The sequence below is a fragment of the Paenibacillus sp. J31R30 genome (assembly GCF_059692115.1).
Map to the genome: position 1 here is coordinate 133,605 of NZ_JCAUAV010000007.1, position 17,607 is coordinate 151,211.

Sequence of the window (17,607 nt, forward strand, 5' to 3'; positions counted from 1 at the left end):
GGTAAAATGAAGAAAATAATTTCAGGCGGGTGAAAAATGGATAGAATTGCATTAGCCAATGAGATTTATAAGACAGCGCATCTGACAGGAACGTTTCAGTTGAGGTCGGGAAAAGTTTCAAATGATTACTTTGATAAATATTTATTTGAGTCAAATCCAGTGTTGTTAAATGAAATCGCGGAGCATTTATCCAGATTAATCCCAGATGGAACAGAAATACTCGCGGGTCTAGAAATGGGTGGCATCCCGATTGCGACTGCTTTATCACTCAAAACGGGTATTCCCGTTGCCTTTGTTAGAAAAAAAGCGAAAGAATATGGCACTTGCAAGCTGGCAGAAGGTATTGAAATTCAAGGGAAGCGAGTCTGCATCATTGAAGATGTCGTAACCACCGGTGGACAAATATTGTTGAGTGCCGATGATCTGAAGAAATACGGTGCACTTGTATCAAATGTATTATGTGTTATCGAGCGAGAACAGCATGGAAGACTGAATTTAGAGAATGCGGGGTTATCCTTCGTATCGTTGTTTAAGATGGATGAGCTCATTGAGGCACGTTCCGTAGCCCGATGATGAAGGACGGGAAAAAGCAGCCAATCATGGCTGCTTTTCTTTTTTTAATTATTCTACCATGGGATTGAAAATCGGTGGCGTGTACTTTTCCAATTCAACGTACCTGTTAATACGAGTGTGGCGATATAGAGAAATAAGGAACAGACGATTGAAGTGATTACACACCATACTTGTGGCATACCATAGCTGACAAAATAGGTATAGGTCCAGTGTCCGCATATCAGCATCAGCATCATGCAGATCGCAACTTTGACATAAGGACGAATACTCCAATAAAATCCGATCGAGCTTGAGATGGAAAAGAAGTTCAGCAGTGTTTGCAGCACAATGCCGATACCGATACCAAACGCAACGCCGATTATGCCATATTGGCTGCCGAACACGAAGATCGAGACACTCTTGAATACGGTGGCTATTATGTAATTCCACAGCGTAGCTTTTGCACGGCCGAGCCCGAGCAGAATCGCATGAAGCGGAGCGTCAAAATAATGCAGGAAAAACATCGGTGCCAATATTTTTAGAAGCAATCCTGCTTCCGGCGCATGATAGACAAGTGTCGTTAGTGGAGTTGCCCACTCGTAGAGGATAACTGTCGCCGGCGCGCCGATCAGGAGTCCCAAGATCAAAGCCTGATTCATCCGTTCATGGATGAGCAGACTGTTCTTGTTCGCCGCTGCCTCACCAATCGCAGGGATGAGAGCGGTCGACAAGGACTGCGTGATAAAGCTTGGCATGAACAACAGCGGAAATGCATAGCCGGCAAGCATACCGAATTGTTTCGTGGCTAACGCCGTGCCAATGCCAGCCATCGCCAAACTCGTTGTGATTAGAAGCGGTTGAAAGGTGCTGTATAACGAATGAATGACACCGTGCCCGGTCGTCGGCAGTCCGATCTGTAACAGCTCGCCCAGTGTGCTTCTTCCTTGTTTCAAGTGGTTGGCCCAAGTCTCGCCCGGCATCTTCTTTTCACCGTAAAGCTTGTAGCTTGCCACCAGGAAGAGAAGGCTGATCGCTTCGCTGACAACAGAGGCAGCCATGGCTCCGGCAGCCGCATAGGCGACGCCATAAGGCAGTAATAGGTGTACCAGCGCAAGTACACAGGCGATTTGTACGGTATGCTCCAGCACATCGGAAGCGGCAATGGTTTTCATCTGCTGCATGCCGCGGAAATACCCCTTTAATACGGCGGAGACCGCGACAATCGGCGCGATTGGCGTAATCGCCAACATCGCGTAATATGCGCGTTGGTCGCTTAGCAGAATGGAGGCGATCCATTCAGAGCCAAGTAAAGATATGGTCGTGAGCGCTACGCTCAAGACGCCCGTGACAGCGAGTGAGACATGCAGGATGCGCCTCACTTTCATCCTTTCACCGCGAGCATTTGCCTCTGCGACCAACTTTGAAATTGCCACCGGCAATCCAAGCTCCGTAATTGTGATGACGAGCGGGACAAGCGGATGAGCCATCATCAAGATGCCGATTCCCTCTGCGCCCAGTACGCGAGCGATATACATGCCGCTGATAAAACCGAGAATACGGTTGATGAAAGCTGCGGCAGACAAGACCAGCGTACCTTTCATGAACGATTGCCCATGTTGTGACATGACTTGTATCCTCCTGTTTATCGAATACTTAAATGTATTCAATAATTCGAAAAGCATGCGAACAAGCAGGTTTTGATTTCATTGATCAACAACCACATGACGGCAGCTAACACCGATCAGCAAATCGGGTTAGTTGAACTAAATGGTAATATTTTGTACAATTAACACGTACCAATACCAACGAAATGGAGAATGACAAATGATTACTAAAGTCGGTCAAATTATGTTATATGTGAATGACCAAGAGGCGTCTTTGAAGTTTTGGACAGAAAAATTAGGGTTTACACTCGTTTCTGAAGAAAATCACGGACCGATGAGATGGTTTGAAATTTCTCCAACTAACGATGCGCAAACGAGCATCATACTCCACAACAAGGATCTCATTGCCAAAATGCAGCCGCAATTAAATCTCGGTACACCATCGTTATTGTTTTTCTCGGATGATCTTGATAGCTTGTATCAAGAATTTAAAGACAAAAACATCACAGTTGGTGACCTTGTGACGATGCCTACGGGAAGAGTTTTCAACTTTGCCGATGATGAAGGAAATTACTTTGCGATTCTGGAGAAAAAGTAATTATTGTTGCCCGATAAACGATAGCAGGAGCTGCATGGAAGCAGCTCTTTTTTTATTTCAATGAGGTACGGGGGGCATATGCAGAAAGTCATCGATGAATTAGTCCGTCATTATTTTACAGATTCGGTTTATGAAATGGAGTCGGTTCCATTCGGATTGACAAACCTCACCAAGATCATAAAGATTCATGGAGAGAAGGTTGTCATTCGTATCTACAATCCATACACCAAACATATAGAGGGCATTGGACTAGAAGACAGCATAACGTCGTTTTTAAGTAACAATCATCTTTCGTTTCAAGTGCCTGTATTTCTTCGTACACGAACTGGGGAGGCATACGTACAATTGTCGAACGGCATGCTAGGAGCAATCGTATCCTTTGTTGAAGGCGACGTTCCTGGAATGGTAGACATCCAGCATGCTGCTGATTATGGTCATGTTGTCGGGGAACTCTCATCTGCGCTAAATCGGTATGGAACAGGGGATGTGCTATTCCCTGGGAAATCATTTTTGGAGATGTATGCTATTCATCCACTTGCCGATCATCAGGCTGTAAAGTCATTTATGGATGCCCCACCCTTTGTAATACCTGAGAAGTACCTGACTTTCTATGGCGAAATGGTATCTTCCGTCGAGAAGAACAAACACCTATTAACGGCTCTGCCCAAACAACTAGTGCATCACGATGTATTGATATTTAACTTATTGGCTCAGGGTGGCAAAATCCGGGGAGTACTGGATTTTGATTTGACATCGTACGATGTGGGCTTTATGGAGTTCGCCATTTGCCTTAATCATGTGCTTCAAATGAGTCATGGTTCGATGGAAATGACCGAGGCCTTCATTAGAGGCTATGCTAAATTTCGCAAATGCTCGATGCTAGAAATCGAACAACTGCACTTATTGACCCAGGTTTATCATGTAGCGGTACTTCATTTTTATATGGGTCAGTATTATTCGGGTAACGACATCGAACAGAACTTCACTTACATTCTCAATCAATTCTACGCGAGACATCACTGGTTGAATGAACATGGTGCACGCATTCAGGAATTATTACAATTAGTTAATCTGGAGGGAAAATGATTACTTTTAACATTTGCTTCATTAGACAAGGCGATCATGTGTTATTGCTGAACAGAGAGTTCCCTAGTTGGATGGGATGTTGGAATGGGATTGGCGGGAAGCTTGAAATGGATGAATCACCAAGGCACTCCATGGTTCGCGAAATAACCGAGGAGACCGAAATAGCGGAATCGGACTATCAACTGCAGTATAAGGGACTGGTAACGTGGACAGTAGATCACGAGCAATTCGGGGGCATGTATTTGTATGCAGCACAGATTCGGGAAGATCTTGTTTACGAAACGTCTAGGAAAACAACGGAAGGCATTTTGGACTGGAAATCCACGGCTTGGATCATGAACCCGAAGAATCAAGGTCTCGCTGCGAATGTGCCAACCGTAATGAAGTATATAAATGAAGAGACCCCCTATCATCACCATTGTACCTATCTAAATGGAAAACTGGCGGCTGTTTCATCGGAAGTCATTGAGGATTTGACTGGTAGCGACGAACGGATGAAACAATATGTAGCGTTATTCAATGAAAAATTGCTCAGCGATCGAGTTATTTCTAATACATCATGGAAAGGATGATTGTAAAAATGGGAAAATTAACGCCTTATCTTTTATCAGAGGATGCGCGGTCTCAAGCAGCGTTTTACATACAATCGCTTGGTGGTGAGATCATTTCTGTCATGACGCATGAACAGTTAATGGGAGCACAACATGAATTTAAGGATAAAGTCATGCACTTAAGTATGGTTGTGGCCGGCGGGAATACCATTTTCATGACGGATAATTTTAAACCGTTTACGCCAGGACCAGGCATCTCACTAAGTATTTCGTACGAAACTGAAAATGAAGCTAGTGAAGCATTCGCGAAGCTTGCGGTAGGCGGTAAAGTGAGATATCCGATAGAACAACAGCCTTTTGGCTTATTCTACGGCGAACTTATGGATAAATACGGTGTAGCGTGGATGATTACTGCTGAACCGGAGGTATAAAATGATCTATGATAAACATTGGCAACTGATTTAGATTATGAATATATCCGAAAACATGATCATCAAATTTTAGTTGATTTAATTTTGAACAAAATTAGGGGAAATGAAATCTATATAGTAAGGAGCGAAAGGGTTTTAAGCTGGGAATCCTTTTAACTAAAAAGATATAATCTACGATCGAAAGAGTAGGGGAGTGAATCCAGCAATGGAGAACTATTGGAATCACAATACCGCGTTCCACGAAGAGTTGGTGGAAAATGCAAAGGTTCGTGGCGGACGAGTTCTCGACATCGGGTGCGGTGATGGCTTACTGCTTCAGCGCCTCGCCCCCTTCGCACAACAGGTTATCGGTATCGACCCCGATACGCAAGCCATTGCGAGTGCGCAAACGCGACTTGCTGGAGAAGCAAATGTAGTGCTCGTAAATAGTGACTTCCTTGCCATGTCAGTCCCTTCTCAAGAGGAACGTTATGCTACCGCCATCTGTGTAGCGACTTTGCACCATATGGAATTGGAGAGCGCACTGTTAAAAATGCGCCAAGTTCTCGCACCTGGCGGGCGGCTACTCATAGTTGGTTTAGCAGCTGACAAATCTATTCTGGATATTGTCATTTCGGGACTTCTTCTTCTGCCAATCCGTATCATGGACCGACTTCATGGCGGGATGAAAGATCCAGCTGTTCGGATTGCAGAACCTAAAGAGTCATTTAGCGAGATTCGCCAAGCGGTACACGCGGTCCTTCCAGGAGCAATTATCCGACGCCGTTTTTATTACCGTTACATCATTTCCTGGGACAAACCGATGGTTAAGTAGAAGAGGAATATCTGGAGGGTGTATATGGTTCAATCAATCGTACATATCGCACTAGTCGTATTTGATTATGATGAAGCAATCGAATTTTATACGAAGAAGCTGAATTTCACATTAGTTGAAGATACGTTTCAACCAGAACAAGATAAACGGTGGGTAGTCATTTCTCCGCCTGGCTCAGTCGGAACTACCATTTTACTGGCAAGAGCATCTAAGCCTGAACAAGAGGCGTTTATAGGTAACCAGGCTGGCGGTAGAGTTTTTCTGTTTTTAAACACGGATGATTTCTGGAGAGATTATAATGAAATGATCTCAAGAGGAATTGAATTTGTAAGAGAGCCCAAAGAGCAGTCGTATGGAATGGTTGCCGTATTTAAGGATTTATATGGAAACCTATGGGATTTGTTAGAACTGAACAAAGATCATCCCATTTCCAAGCGAATGAAGTAGCCGAAAACTTTCCAATATTAGCGTTATTCACGATCTGGTGAGTGAAGGAGTTGACCGCCGAATGACTACACGTTTGCCGCGCAAAATCACCAGAAGATCTTTTTTAAGCACATCAGGAAAATTGGTTGTAGGTGTAACTGGCGTATTACTTGGGAATACGGCTTTGTTCTATTACGGGGCAGTCCAGGGGAAAAAGCAGGATGAGGCGCATGGGACCACTATGGAGATTCCCAGTAGTTTCGTAAAGGTCGGCGAATTGGAGAAATTAAATGCCAGGACTGGCTTTGACAGGGTTAACTATACCGCTACGATTGAGGATGCCTGGGTAAAAACGCCAAAGCAAGGCTTCGTCTATGTGACGAAAGATGAGAGCGGCGCGCTTATCATTCTTTCACCAGCATGCACGCATCTAGGCTGTTCGGTGGAGCCTGCTACGGAAGCACAGCGGAGTAAAAAAAAGGAGCTATTCTTTTGGTGTCCATGTCACGGGGCAGAATTCGATATCGTGGGAAATGATGTCGGTATGGCGCTGCCAAGATTGGAAAGGTATAAGCCCCTCATCATTGCTGGTGACGTGTATGTGGATATAGCGGCTCCTGAGCGGCATTCGTGATTGCAAAGTGTTGTAACTTGCATGAGACACTCTTCAAACTGCAACCATCCTACTCTCCATCTACTGAGAAATGCAAAAGTGCAACTTTTCTCTATCAAATACACGATTTCAGCTAAAATTGATGCAAAAAGGCATCAATTTGTGTATATTCCGCTCTGTTTAGTCCTTTTCGACCCCAAAAGATGCCTTTTTGCATGTATTTAAAACGTTGAGGTGAATTCCCTTGAAAAGGATGCTCTTTTGCATTTTTGCCATCTGTGAACCGAACCTAAATAAGGGGGAAGCTTCACTTACCTCAAAAACTTCTGCTAGGTGAGTAATCCTTCTATCGAAGTCTTTCGAGGATGAACGACAAACAAAAACCACAACCGCGTCGGTTGTGGTTTTCACAATGTGCTTTTAAGCATGTCTTCGAGCCCAATATTGCTTCCAATGAAAATACATGAAACATCCAAAGCAAAAGCCGCTTAACGCCAGCACGACAGCTAGGGTCAGCATACTTAATGTAATCGCAGCCAGTGTCACGAAATTGAAAATCGAAGCCGTTAAGGTAACGATGAGAAAAAGAATGGCCAACAAATTGTTGAAACGCAGCAGCTCGCGGCTTTCCGTTCGTGAACTGACAGGGAATAGCGGCGATAGCAGCCGGACAAATAGATTGTATTTTATGCCATAAGAGCGACTAATTAGCTGTACGACCAATGGAAGGACTAGAATCCAATTCTGTTGACTGAGAACACTGACAAGAATACTTAGCAGAATACCTAGTTGATTACCCCGCACATGATGTAAAGGAACCTCATCCACACAATCGTAATTTCCCCGTAAAAGTTGGTTCGTCATGGTCATCCTCCATTCAGAATGAATAGTTAGTATCTACATTATACACTAATCCACACTATTCTGATAGGAATAAAATAAATTATTTACCGCGGATTTTTCATAAACATACTCGGGGTCATACCCTGCCATTTACGGAATTGATTCGTGAAGTGATTATAATTTTGAAAGCCAACATTATAACAAACGTCAGAAGCACTTTGTCCCGAATGGGCTATCATCATAACCGCTTGTTGGATCCGCATGCGATTCAGTGTATCAATGATGGAATAGCCGGTGCTCTCTTTGAACAGATGAGATAATCTCGACGGGGAGAGGCCGACTGTTTGTGCAAGATCCTCAATACGTATCTGTTCGCGCATCTGCTGCGAAAGCAGGTGAAGAACTTCTTCGATGCGGGGGTCCATTTTGCGGATGCTTTTCTGCGCCATGATAAGAAGTACTTCTCGCAAAGAACTGCAACAAAGCTCGAACCAATACTCGCCGCGTTCCCGGGAATCTGCTAATATGCGGGTGAAAGCTAGGTAAATTCGCTCTTGGATGGATTCGTTTTCGATCGTTAGAAAAACCTGATCTTCCTGTGGAAGCAAGTTGGTTTCCGTTATGATTGGGGGAAAATGCGCCCATACAAATTGCCAGGTTTGGTTCTTCATCGTGCCATAATGATGGGGAGTATCAGGTGCTAGTAAGATAATGTCCCCTTTGTTGCAGACACGTTCTATGCCGTGTTGTTTTACGAAGCCAGATCCCTCTAAGGTAAACATGATTAGCCAATCATTAAGACCATGAGGGCGTTTCATTGCATACGTATCAGGCTCTATGTAATGGCCGGCGAGGAGTTTATTCACATCCAGTTTCATGATGGGGGACCTCTTTCTCACGTGTTTGATAGTTTCTAGTATAGCATGAAATAGCAGGATTATAGGAATGATTAGCATGATTATTACTTCTATAGGATCGGATTTTTCGATATGCTTAATACAAGAAAACAAGTCGATTACGGAGGTAAGAGCGATGACGAAAGCACTATTGAGACTGACGAAGGAACAAAAGCAGCATTTTGAGACAGAAGGATATGTGATCGTGAAAGGGTTGTTTTCAGAGGCAAATCTTGCTGAAATTGACGAGACCTTTGAAGCGATTAGCCATCAAAAGATTCCTGGTTATTTTGATCCGGAGCTGACGGCGGAAGTCGTAGATCCTTTGAAACGCTACCCGCGTGTCATGCACCCGCATCGGTTTAATGAGACTGCCAAAACCTATATGCTGCATCAGCCCGTATTAGAAGTGTTAGCAGATTTGTATGAGGAAGAGGCACTTGCTGCTCAAAGTATGTTTTATTACAAACCGCCGGGCTCCCGGGGGCAAGCGCTTCATCAGGATAACTTTTATCTGCAGGTGGAGCCAGGCAATTGTATTGCGGCTTGGACAGCGATTGACGCGGCTGATGAGGAGAACGGTGGACTGCTCGTTGTCCCCAAAACGAATGAACTCGAAATTTCATGTCCCGACATCGCGGATGCGAAGGAATCATTTACGACTCACTACGTGAAGCCGCCCAAAGATGAGAAGGCCATGCCCGTCATCATGGACCGAGGCGATGTACTCTTTTTCAATGGAAATTTGATTCATGGTTCATATCGCAATAAGTCCACGGATCGCTTCCGCCGTGCGTTCATCTGCCATTACGCCAATGCCTCTGCGACGCATATTAACACTCATTATCGACCTCTGTACCGCGCGAACGGGGAAGCTGTTTCTTTGGAGGCTAATCCGGATGGCGGACCGTGCGGCAACGAGTTTGAAACCGTGTATCCACATTAAATAGAAATAACGGAATGTAGGAATCGTTCTAAGGCAGCGTTCATGGCCTCGGGACGATTCTTTTTTGATAAATAGTGAGGATTCCGCCGTATTTCGCTTGACAGGCTCAACGGTTCAATTTAATCTAGAGGAGATTGTTAAACGTTTAACCGATGGAGCTGAAACATAGATGAGTAAACCAAAACAAGTCACAATTGTAGAAGTGGCAGCAGCAGCAGGGGTATCGATTGCCACGGTCTCCAATGTGCTGAATCGAGGTGGGATTCGTTCGTCCAAGGAGACGATTCGCAAAGTCGAATTGGCGGCAGAGCAATTGGGGTATCGACGTAACACCATGGCAGCTGGGTTAAGTCGCAACAAAACCTTTGAAATTGGTCTCATTGTTCCTGGGTTGACGAGTTATTACGGACGGTTAGCGGAGTTTCTACAGTTGGAAGCTCACCATGCGGGCTATCACTTATCGGTCTTTTCCTCCGGTGGATTCGATCCGACGATCGAACGAAGGAATTTAGAGGTTTTGCTGCAGCGCAGAGTGGATGGACTCATTTGTCACGGATTAGCAATGGGAATGGATTCTACGCGCGCCATCGTCAATAGCGGAACACCATTAGTGCTCATTAATGGCTGGGGATGGCCGGAGGATATTTCCCTTGGAGCCGTGAATTTAGGCTTCGCCGAGGCTTGCAGACAATCAACGAAGCTGCTTGTAGATCGCGGCTGTGATGAACTCATCTACGTGGGAAGCAGGTATTCTAATGTGATCGATGAGCAACGTCGCAAAGGATTTGCGCTGGGCATACAACAATTGGATGTGGAAGTTCCACATCGCATCGTTGAGATGAAGGGATTGGACTTGGCCTTATTTTTCCAAGAGGTATTGGCAGGGCAAGCTATGAGAACGGGTATCCTTGCTTTTGATGATCATGTTGCCTTACAGCTGCTTTCAGCTGCCAATAAGTTAAAGATCGACTTCCCTGGCAGACTACAAATGATCGGTATTAATAACGATTATATGGCGATGCATAGTTACCCTGGCATTTCTAGCTGGGACATTCCTTACCAACTTCAGGCCCAAATGGCCATCCATAAATTGCTTCATAAGTTTGGACATCAAGTTGATGCGGGTGAGGAACGAGAATTTGAAGTTCCGCTTTCATTTATAGAACGAGAAACAACTAAGTTGGCTGAGTAAAGAAATACGTCGCAGTTTCCTTTTGTTGGAGCTTGCGGCGTTTTTTATTGGACAGCTCCACTATTTCTTGAAATCGTCTGCTAGCTTCGACCATGTGTCACTTAATGAACAACATTTGACACAGTTAATACAATTCCCCTATAGTCAAAGTATTCTGATCCAAAAGGCAGGACTACGATGACCACTTATCCCTATTCACGTATTAAGGATGAAATCAAAAAGCGGATCATGGAAGGCGAATGGCTAGGCGATGCAAGGCTGCCATCTTCGCGTGATTTTGCTAAATTCTATAGCTCCAGTGTGAATACGGTGGAGAAAGCGATCAAGGAACTATGCGCGGATGGTTTGCTGAAGCGGGATAACCGCAGGGGCACCTACATAGACAAGGGTGTGACATTCCCTGGCGACCAGCAGAACCGCTCCGGATTAGTGGCGGCTTCGGTCATCGGGATTGAAAATCCGCTATGGGCGACTGCTTTGCGCGGGATTGAAGATGTGCTGCATCTGCACGGCTTTCATTTGTTAAGCTACAGCGATGATCGTAATCTAGATAAGCTGGAGTCGTTAATGAAAGGTGCGGTTGCCAAGCGAGTGGACGGCGTGATCCTTAGCCCGATTTATGATACCAAGCATGAAGAACGCAATCAACGGCTGTATCAACTATTACACAGCAATGGCATCAAGGTTGTCTGTCTCGACCGCCATTTATATAACAGCGATCTTCCCTATGTCACTAGCGATAATGTTGCAGGGGCATATAAACTAACGAAAATGCTGCTGGCAAAAGGACATAGACGCATCCTCTTCATTCGCAACTCAGATTTGAGCACGTTCCATGAACGATTACTTGGCATGAAGCAAGCGTTTATGGATGCCAGCCTCCCATTTGATGCGGAACAAGATGTGTTAATACCAACGGAGTTTGAAGATTTCGAAGATGAGCTGAAAGCTTATAGCCACAAGGTTGCAGCCTTGATAAAAGAAAGTGAATGTACCGCTATTTTCGCCGCGAATGATCAAATCGCAGAGGCGGTTATCGCAGCCACGGAGCTGCTTGCCCTCTCTGTTCCGCAGGATCTCTCGCTCGTCACCTACGATGCCCTGAATGTGAACCGTAAATTGAAGCGCAATGTTACGGGGGTTAATCAGCCCTTCTATGATATGGGGCGAGCCGCTGCAACGCAGCTTATGCATGAGCTGAACGGCAAAGATCATTTCTCCGTGCAGGGTCAGATTTGTCAGGCAGAAATCCACCTTGGCGATACGATATCTACTCAGAAGTAATACAACAAAAAGAACCCCATTCATGAATGGGGTTCTTTTTGTTGTATTAACTGTATTAAAGATAACGCAATACTAAATATTTAATTGACACAAAGATAGAGTGAATTTATTATTTAGGTATAAATATAATACAGATTCAATCAACTGTATCAATACAATTGATACAGAATTCGCCATCCCCCAATCAGACGGAGGTCCTCATCATGCCTGCTAAAGAATTGCTTTTTCACATAGAGAAGTGGCTCAAGGAAAAAGATCAGCTCATTTACAAACCGATCGCCAACGTCGATTTTCAATATACGCTTGTTAACCAATGGCTTCCTTACGAGGAAGCTGTTCAAGGCTCGTTCCAAGCCATTCAACCCGGCACCACATGGGGCGTAAGCTCGCACTACGGCTGGTTCAAAGCCACAGTAGCCATAACTCCCGAGTGTGCTGGCAAACGCGTGGAACTACATTTCAATATTGGCGGAGAGAGCACCATTTATGTGAATGGGAAGCTGGCTGGCGCAAGCGATTTGCAGCATACCGGCGTCATGCTATCAACGAGTGCTGTCGAGGGAGAAATTTACGAAATCCTAGCCGAAGTCTATGCAGGTCATGATCGTGCATTACCCGTTTATGGCACCTCACAAGTCGTTACTGTGCATGAAGAACTGTATCAGTTCTACATCGACCTGCAGACCTTGCTTCAACTCCGCAACGGGATCGACCCTGCTTCCTTACGCGTTAGCGAGATCGATAAAAGCTTCCGTAAGCTTATCGCTACGTTAGATTGGGGTACCAACGACGTTAACGACGAGGCTGGACTAGCGAAGTTGGCTCATCTGGGTCGGCAAATTTTGAAACCGCTGCTAGATTGCGTGAACGGGTCTACAGTACCTAAGCTGTATATGATGGGACAATCCCATCTAGATATCGCATGGTTATGGCCGATTGAAGAGACGAAACGGAAAATTGCCCGCACCTTATCCAACCAGATGACGCTCTTGGAGCAGTATCCCGAGTATAAGTATGTGCAGAGCCAGCCGTATTTGTTTCAAATGGTAAAAGATCTATATCCTGAACTCTACGGACGAATGAAGTTTTACGTTGCCGAAGGCAGAATTATTCCAGAAGGCGGTATGTGGGTAGAACCAGATACGAACATCCCAAGCGGCGAGAGTCTTGTTCGTCAGTTCCTGTACGGCAAAGCGTTCTTCCGTGAACAGTTCGGTGTAGATAATGAAATGCTGTGGCTGCCGGACGTGTTTGGGTATTCGGGAAGCTTGCCGCAGATCATGCGGAAGTGTGGCATTCGATATTTTGCTTCAGTCAAAATGTATCAAACCTACGACAACGTAGCGGACCCGTTCCCCTACAATACGTTTACTTGGGAAGGGATCGACGGCTCGACCGTCAATGTCCATTTGCTGGATTATGGTCCATTTCCAAATCCGACAGATGCAGCGTATGTCCTCCTCCAGTGGAATGAACGCATCCAAAAACAAGACATTTCCACTCGACTCGTGCAATTCGGCTACGGGGATGGCGGCGGCGGAGCGAATCGCGACGACTTGGAGTTCCTGCGTAGATTAGGCAACTTGGAAGGTGCGCCACAGACGGAGATCGCTTCACCGATCGCCTATTTCGAGGATGTGCAGCAGCGAGGCATGCCGGATAGTCACTATGTCGGTGAACTCTACTACCCTGCTCACAGGGGAACGTTCACCAGCCAAGCGAAGATGAAGAGCGGCAATCGCGCAAGCGAATTTGCATTAAGAGAGGCAGAGCTTTGGAACGCGATAGCATCCAAATGGCACGGGCATCCCCATGCCAAACAATCCCTAGCGGATACGTGGCGTAACCTACTGCTGCTGCAGTTTCACGATATTTTGCCGGGGACGTCTATTACAAGAGTACATGTGGAGGCGGAGAAGGCTTTTGAAGAGGTGCTAGCATCAGCGAATAAATTAACGGGTGAAGCGCTATCTGCACTAACTTCGCCAACTAGCGAAGGACAGACGCTCTTCAATTCCTTAGCTTGGGAGAGGTCAGCAATCGTGGAGCTGCCATCCAGCGACGAAGGAAAATACCATTCCTACTCGCAAGTACATGGCGACAAAACCTATATCCAAGTGCAGCTTCCGGCTATGGGCTATACCACATTGGATATGGCCGCAAAGAACCAAGAATCCGTCATCAGTAACAAGCTTTCTGCAACACCAACATCGCTAGAAAATCAATGGCTGAAACTCAGCCTTAATGAATTCGGCGAAATCACCAGCGTGATCAATAAAGAATCGGGCGAAGACTGGTCGAACGGTCTGTGCAACCAATTTCTCATGTATCGCGATCAAACATCCAATTACGATGCGTGGGAAATCGACCGCCGTTACGCAGATTCACCGATTGAGCTGAACGAAAAAGCTCAGATCTCCGTGCTAGCCGAAGGCCCACTTTTCGCATCAATAGTAGTTGAGCGCAAGTTAAATCAATCGACACTTACACAAGAAATCCGCTTGGAAGCGAACAGTCGACGTGTTGATTTCCGTACGAAAATCATGTGGAAAGAGAAGCACAAGCTGCTGAAGGTTGGCTTTCATGTGAATCTGCACAGCCACGAGGTCCTGAATGAGATACAATTTGGATATGCCAAAAGGCCAAATCACTTCTCCCGTCTCCATGATGCAGATCGCTACGAAGTCAATCAACACAAATGGTCCGCCTTCGTGGAAGGAGACCGGTGCTTCTCCCTTTTGAACGATAGCAAATATGGCATGAATGCCTTCGGTAAGCATATGAACTTAACCTTGCTGCGCGCTCCCAGCTACCCGGACGATCGAGCGGATGAAGGCTTGCATGAGTTTACGTATGCGATGCACATCTGGAATAAAGGCTTTATGAGCAATCCAGTTATCCAAGAGGCTTACGAATTGAACAGTCCAATCGTAGCTGCTGCCGGCACTGTGTATCAACCATTCAGTCTAATGAGCTGCGATTGCGATAACATCATTCTCGACACGATTAAGCTTGCGGAAGATGGTTCCGGCGATTGGATCGTAAGAGCTTACGAAGCGAAGGGGGCAACAACACGTTGCTCGCTGGGCTTGGGCATGGACATCACAAAGGCTTACGAAACGGATATGCTGGAACAACAGGAAATCACGAACTACGGAGATCGAGCGGATTCCCGTACGCTTGCCTTATCCTTTACACCTTTTGAAGTGAAGACGATTCGAATGAGCTAGCCATATACGCCCTGGAAAGTCCCTATGATGCAAATCAGTAGGGACTGTTCCCGTTGAAAGGGTTATAATAGGGTGCATGGATTCGTGCCTAGTATAGATTAGACATAAGGGGGGGAACTGGAATGAAACTCTGGCGAATCGTTCAGGAAAAGAAGTATTTGCTGCGCATTTTTCTATGGATCAATTGCATTATCCTGCTCATCTTACTTTCATTTTCCAGCCTTATCTACGTGAATGTGGAGAAAAATGTGTTTCAAAGCGAATACGAGGGAAGCCAGAAGGTCTTGTCCCAGATGAAGTACAATATCGATTATTTGGACACGATGATCAGTAAGCTTACCTTTTCTACATACGGAAATAATGACGTCAAGGCGCTCATGTATTTGAATGACGAAGAGACGTATGATCATATGAATACGATTAATAAACTGAATGCGACCGTCGTCGCCAATTATCCGTTCGTTCAATCGGTCTATGTCTATAACAACCATAAGAAGATGTACTACTCGACATTTGGTGATTTGTACCATAAAGATGCTGAACTAGATAAGGTTCTCGCGGAGAATCCTCATATAACGCCGTTGAAAGCGATTGTGCGCAAAATGCAAACCGGTGGCAACAGCGCCAACCCTACCTACGATACCGTATTGAGTTACATCATGTTTGAAAATGTGGATGAAAAAGGCGTGATGGACGGCGCCATCATTCTCAATGTGAAATTAGACTGGCTCGTCGATAACATTCGAACAATTAACCAGTTTGATTCGCGAACGCAAAGCGATTTATACATTTTAGACAACAAGAATCAGTTCATTGAAACGGATACGAACCACCTGATCGCTGAAAATGCCTCGGCCGTTACGATTAAGCAAGCCTTCGAAACGTCGGTTTCGCAAGATGGAATGCATGCGGGAGAGCCGGCTGGATTTTATGAGTCCAAAGTGAATGGTGAGAAGTTCATCGTATCATATATCTACTTGGAAAATACGGGGTGGACGCTGTTGGAGGCGAAGCCGTATAAAGAAGTGTACGCGAATCTAAAGCAGCTGATGGATACGATTCTGTTAATTACGGGAGCTGTTTTTGTCGGGGCGCTGCTCTTAACACTTTCGGTTTCGAGAGGTATTTACAAGCCGGTGAGACGGCTCATGGAACAGACATCGCCTGGCGGATTGGGAAAAGAGGGGTTCCTGAAGCCTGGCGTGAAAGATGAGTTTTCCTATTTGACCGAGGTGTATCGGAAGTCCAGAGAGCAGCTGTACGAATACAACCTGGAAAAGAATAATAATACGAGTATTATGAAGATTTACTTTTTGAAAAAGTTGATGGCAGATAGCTACAGTATGAATGCAGCTGAATTTGAAGAGGTGCTGCGACTGTTGAATGTCAACTTGACGAAAGACAAACCGTTCCTGATCTGTGTTTTGCGTATCGATGAGTACAAAAAATTCCTAAGCCATAAAAGCTTGGCAGAAAGAGAACTGCTGCGCTTCGCGATCGCCAACGTCACGACGGATGCCCTATCCAAAATGAGTATCGCCCAAACCGTGGATATGAAAGATGACTCGTTCACCATTCTATTGAACATGTCTGATGGTCAAGAGGAATCCGTGGAACAGGTGGAACAAGCCCTGCAGGAAGCGCAGAACTACATTCAGAAGCATTACCATATCTCTTTTTCGGCGACGGTCAGCGATGTGATTAGGGAATATACCGCGATTGCCGGAGCCTATAATCATACTTTGGCGAATAGTTCCTATCGGTATGTTTTTGGCACGAAGTCTGTGATTACGCAAGCACTCATTGATGCGAATACAGAAAACGTAGATGTCGAGCATGTGTTGGAAATGGTCGGTAAATTTACGGATGCGGTGCCTAAAGGGAATGCGCTTAAAACGGAAGAAAGACTGCGCGAGGTTTTCGGGCAGATCCGCAAGTTGGACTATGGCAGCATCATGTTGGTGAGTATGCAGGTGGTGCACCATTTGAAGAAGACGATTTTTGAGATGAACCGCACGAGTAAAGAGCCGATTGCTGTTCCATCCAGACTCATGAGCCGTGAGCTGTATGAGGAGGAAACGATTGAACAATTCGAGGGACTTCTATTGGAAGCGGTCCGCGCCATTCATAGTGAGGGCGAAGAAAAAGGCATCCAAGGCAACCAAGTTGTCGCCGATACGATCAAGGAGATCATCGATTCCAACTATTTCGATTCCTCCCTCTCAGCTGCAAGTATTTCTGAAATGATGAGACTGCCTGCTTATAAATTGAGCAAAATATCCAAGATCCACCTCGGGATGTCCATTCCTGAATATATCAATCAGGTGAAGCTGCATAAAGCGGTGGAATGGATGGAGAACTCCAAGCTGAGCATTCAGGAGATCATGCAGCGCGTAGGGGTAGAGAACGAAAGCTATTTCTATAAGCTGTTCAAGGCTAAGTTTGGGATGACGCCAAGGGAGTATATGGCGAAGAGAACAAGATAAGCGGATTAGGAATCAGCGCAATTAGAGGAAAACGACCCGGAAGTCCATACATCTA

General features: G+C 45.5%; 16 protein-coding genes. 13 read left to right on the forward strand and 3 right to left on the reverse strand.

What is annotated here, in order from left to right; genetic code table 11:
* The first annotated feature begins 36 nt into the window (after positions 1 to 36).
* On the forward strand, positions 37 to 573 hold the full coding sequence (gene pyrE, locus AC58QO_RS22420) for an orotate phosphoribosyltransferase (protein WP_497269390.1): 537 nt from the start codon (positions 37 to 39) through the stop codon (positions 571 to 573).
* Positions 574 to 626: 53 nt separating this feature from the next.
* On the opposite strand, the gene spoVB is transcribed toward pyrE, so the two are convergent.
* Positions 627 to 2,177 carry a stage V sporulation protein B gene (gene spoVB / locus AC58QO_RS22425; RefSeq protein WP_497269392.1) on the reverse strand — a complete coding sequence of 517 codons (1,551 nt, stop codon included), beginning with the start codon at positions 2,175 to 2,177 and terminating at the stop codon, positions 627 to 629.
* Positions 2,178 to 2,376: 199 nt separating this feature from the next.
* On the opposite strand from spoVB, the gene AC58QO_RS22430 reads away from it, so the two are divergent.
* The 7 genes from AC58QO_RS22430 to AC58QO_RS22460 all read left to right on the forward strand — a co-directional run bounded on the left by AC58QO_RS22430 (position 2,377) and on the right by AC58QO_RS22460 (position 6,696).
* Positions 2,377 to 2,754, forward strand: coding sequence for a VOC family protein (locus AC58QO_RS22430; RefSeq protein ID WP_497269394.1), 378 nt, complete (start codon positions 2,377 to 2,379; stop codon positions 2,752 to 2,754).
* 78 nt (positions 2,755 to 2,832) lie between these two features.
* Entirely contained in the window at positions 2,833 to 3,840 is a 1,008-nt protein-coding gene (locus AC58QO_RS22435) for a phosphotransferase enzyme family protein (RefSeq protein ID WP_497269396.1), read from the forward strand.
* A complete protein-coding gene (locus AC58QO_RS22440; RefSeq protein ID WP_497269398.1) occupies positions 3,837 to 4,412 on the forward strand; it encodes an NUDIX hydrolase in 576 nt (191 codons plus the stop codon). The genes AC58QO_RS22435 and AC58QO_RS22440 overlap by 4 nt, the downstream gene beginning before the upstream one ends.
* Before the next feature lie 8 nt (positions 4,413 to 4,420).
* Positions 4,421 to 4,822 (forward strand): VOC family protein, encoded by a 402-nt coding sequence (locus tag AC58QO_RS22445; protein WP_497269400.1) that lies wholly within the window; start codon positions 4,421 to 4,423, stop codon positions 4,820 to 4,822.
* A 205-nt stretch (positions 4,823 to 5,027) separates the two neighbouring features.
* Positions 5,028 to 5,636, forward strand: a complete 609-nt coding sequence (locus AC58QO_RS22450; RefSeq protein ID WP_497269402.1) for a class I SAM-dependent methyltransferase — start codon at positions 5,028 to 5,030, stop codon at positions 5,634 to 5,636.
* A gap of 24 nt (positions 5,637 to 5,660) precedes the next feature.
* Entirely contained in the window at positions 5,661 to 6,083 is a 423-nt protein-coding gene (locus AC58QO_RS22455) for a VOC family protein (RefSeq protein ID WP_497269404.1), read from the forward strand.
* A gap of 61 nt (positions 6,084 to 6,144) precedes the next feature.
* A complete protein-coding gene (locus AC58QO_RS22460) occupies positions 6,145 to 6,696 on the forward strand; it encodes a Rieske 2Fe-2S domain-containing protein (RefSeq protein ID WP_497269406.1) in 552 nt (183 codons plus the stop codon).
* Between the two features lie 399 nt (positions 6,697 to 7,095).
* Here the strand turns inward: AC58QO_RS22460 and AC58QO_RS22465 are convergent, their stop codons facing one another.
* Complete coding sequence (locus AC58QO_RS22465) at positions 7,096 to 7,539, reverse strand: DUF4395 domain-containing protein (RefSeq protein ID WP_497269408.1); 444 nt, start codon at positions 7,537 to 7,539, stop codon at positions 7,096 to 7,098.
* A gap of 83 nt (positions 7,540 to 7,622) precedes the next feature.
* Positions 7,623 to 8,396 (reverse strand): helix-turn-helix domain-containing protein, encoded by a 774-nt coding sequence (locus AC58QO_RS22470; protein WP_497269410.1) that lies wholly within the window; start codon positions 8,394 to 8,396, stop codon positions 7,623 to 7,625.
* Positions 8,397 to 8,550: 154 nt separating this feature from the next.
* Between AC58QO_RS22470 and AC58QO_RS22475 the strand changes: the two genes are divergently transcribed.
* From AC58QO_RS22475 to AC58QO_RS22495, 5 genes are all read left to right on the forward strand, one after another.
* On the forward strand, positions 8,551 to 9,360 hold the full coding sequence (locus tag AC58QO_RS22475; protein ID WP_497269411.1) for a phytanoyl-CoA dioxygenase family protein: 810 nt from the start codon (positions 8,551 to 8,553) through the stop codon (positions 9,358 to 9,360).
* 169 nt (positions 9,361 to 9,529) lie between these two features.
* On the forward strand, positions 9,530 to 10,552 hold the full coding sequence (locus AC58QO_RS22480; protein ID WP_497269413.1) for a LacI family DNA-binding transcriptional regulator: 1,023 nt from the start codon (positions 9,530 to 9,532) through the stop codon (positions 10,550 to 10,552).
* Positions 10,553 to 10,729: 177 nt separating this feature from the next.
* Positions 10,730 to 11,836 (forward strand): GntR family transcriptional regulator, encoded by a 1,107-nt coding sequence (locus AC58QO_RS22485; RefSeq protein WP_497269415.1) that lies wholly within the window; start codon positions 10,730 to 10,732, stop codon positions 11,834 to 11,836.
* 203 nt (positions 11,837 to 12,039) lie between these two features.
* Positions 12,040 to 15,066 carry an alpha-mannosidase gene (locus tag AC58QO_RS22490; RefSeq protein ID WP_497269417.1) on the forward strand — a complete coding sequence of 1,009 codons (3,027 nt, stop codon included), beginning with the start codon at positions 12,040 to 12,042 and terminating at the stop codon, positions 15,064 to 15,066.
* 122 nt (positions 15,067 to 15,188) lie between these two features.
* Positions 15,189 to 17,552 carry a helix-turn-helix domain-containing protein gene (locus tag AC58QO_RS22495; RefSeq protein WP_497269419.1) on the forward strand — a complete coding sequence of 788 codons (2,364 nt, stop codon included), beginning with the start codon at positions 15,189 to 15,191 and terminating at the stop codon, positions 17,550 to 17,552.
* The last annotated feature ends 55 nt before the right edge of the window (positions 17,553 to 17,607 follow it).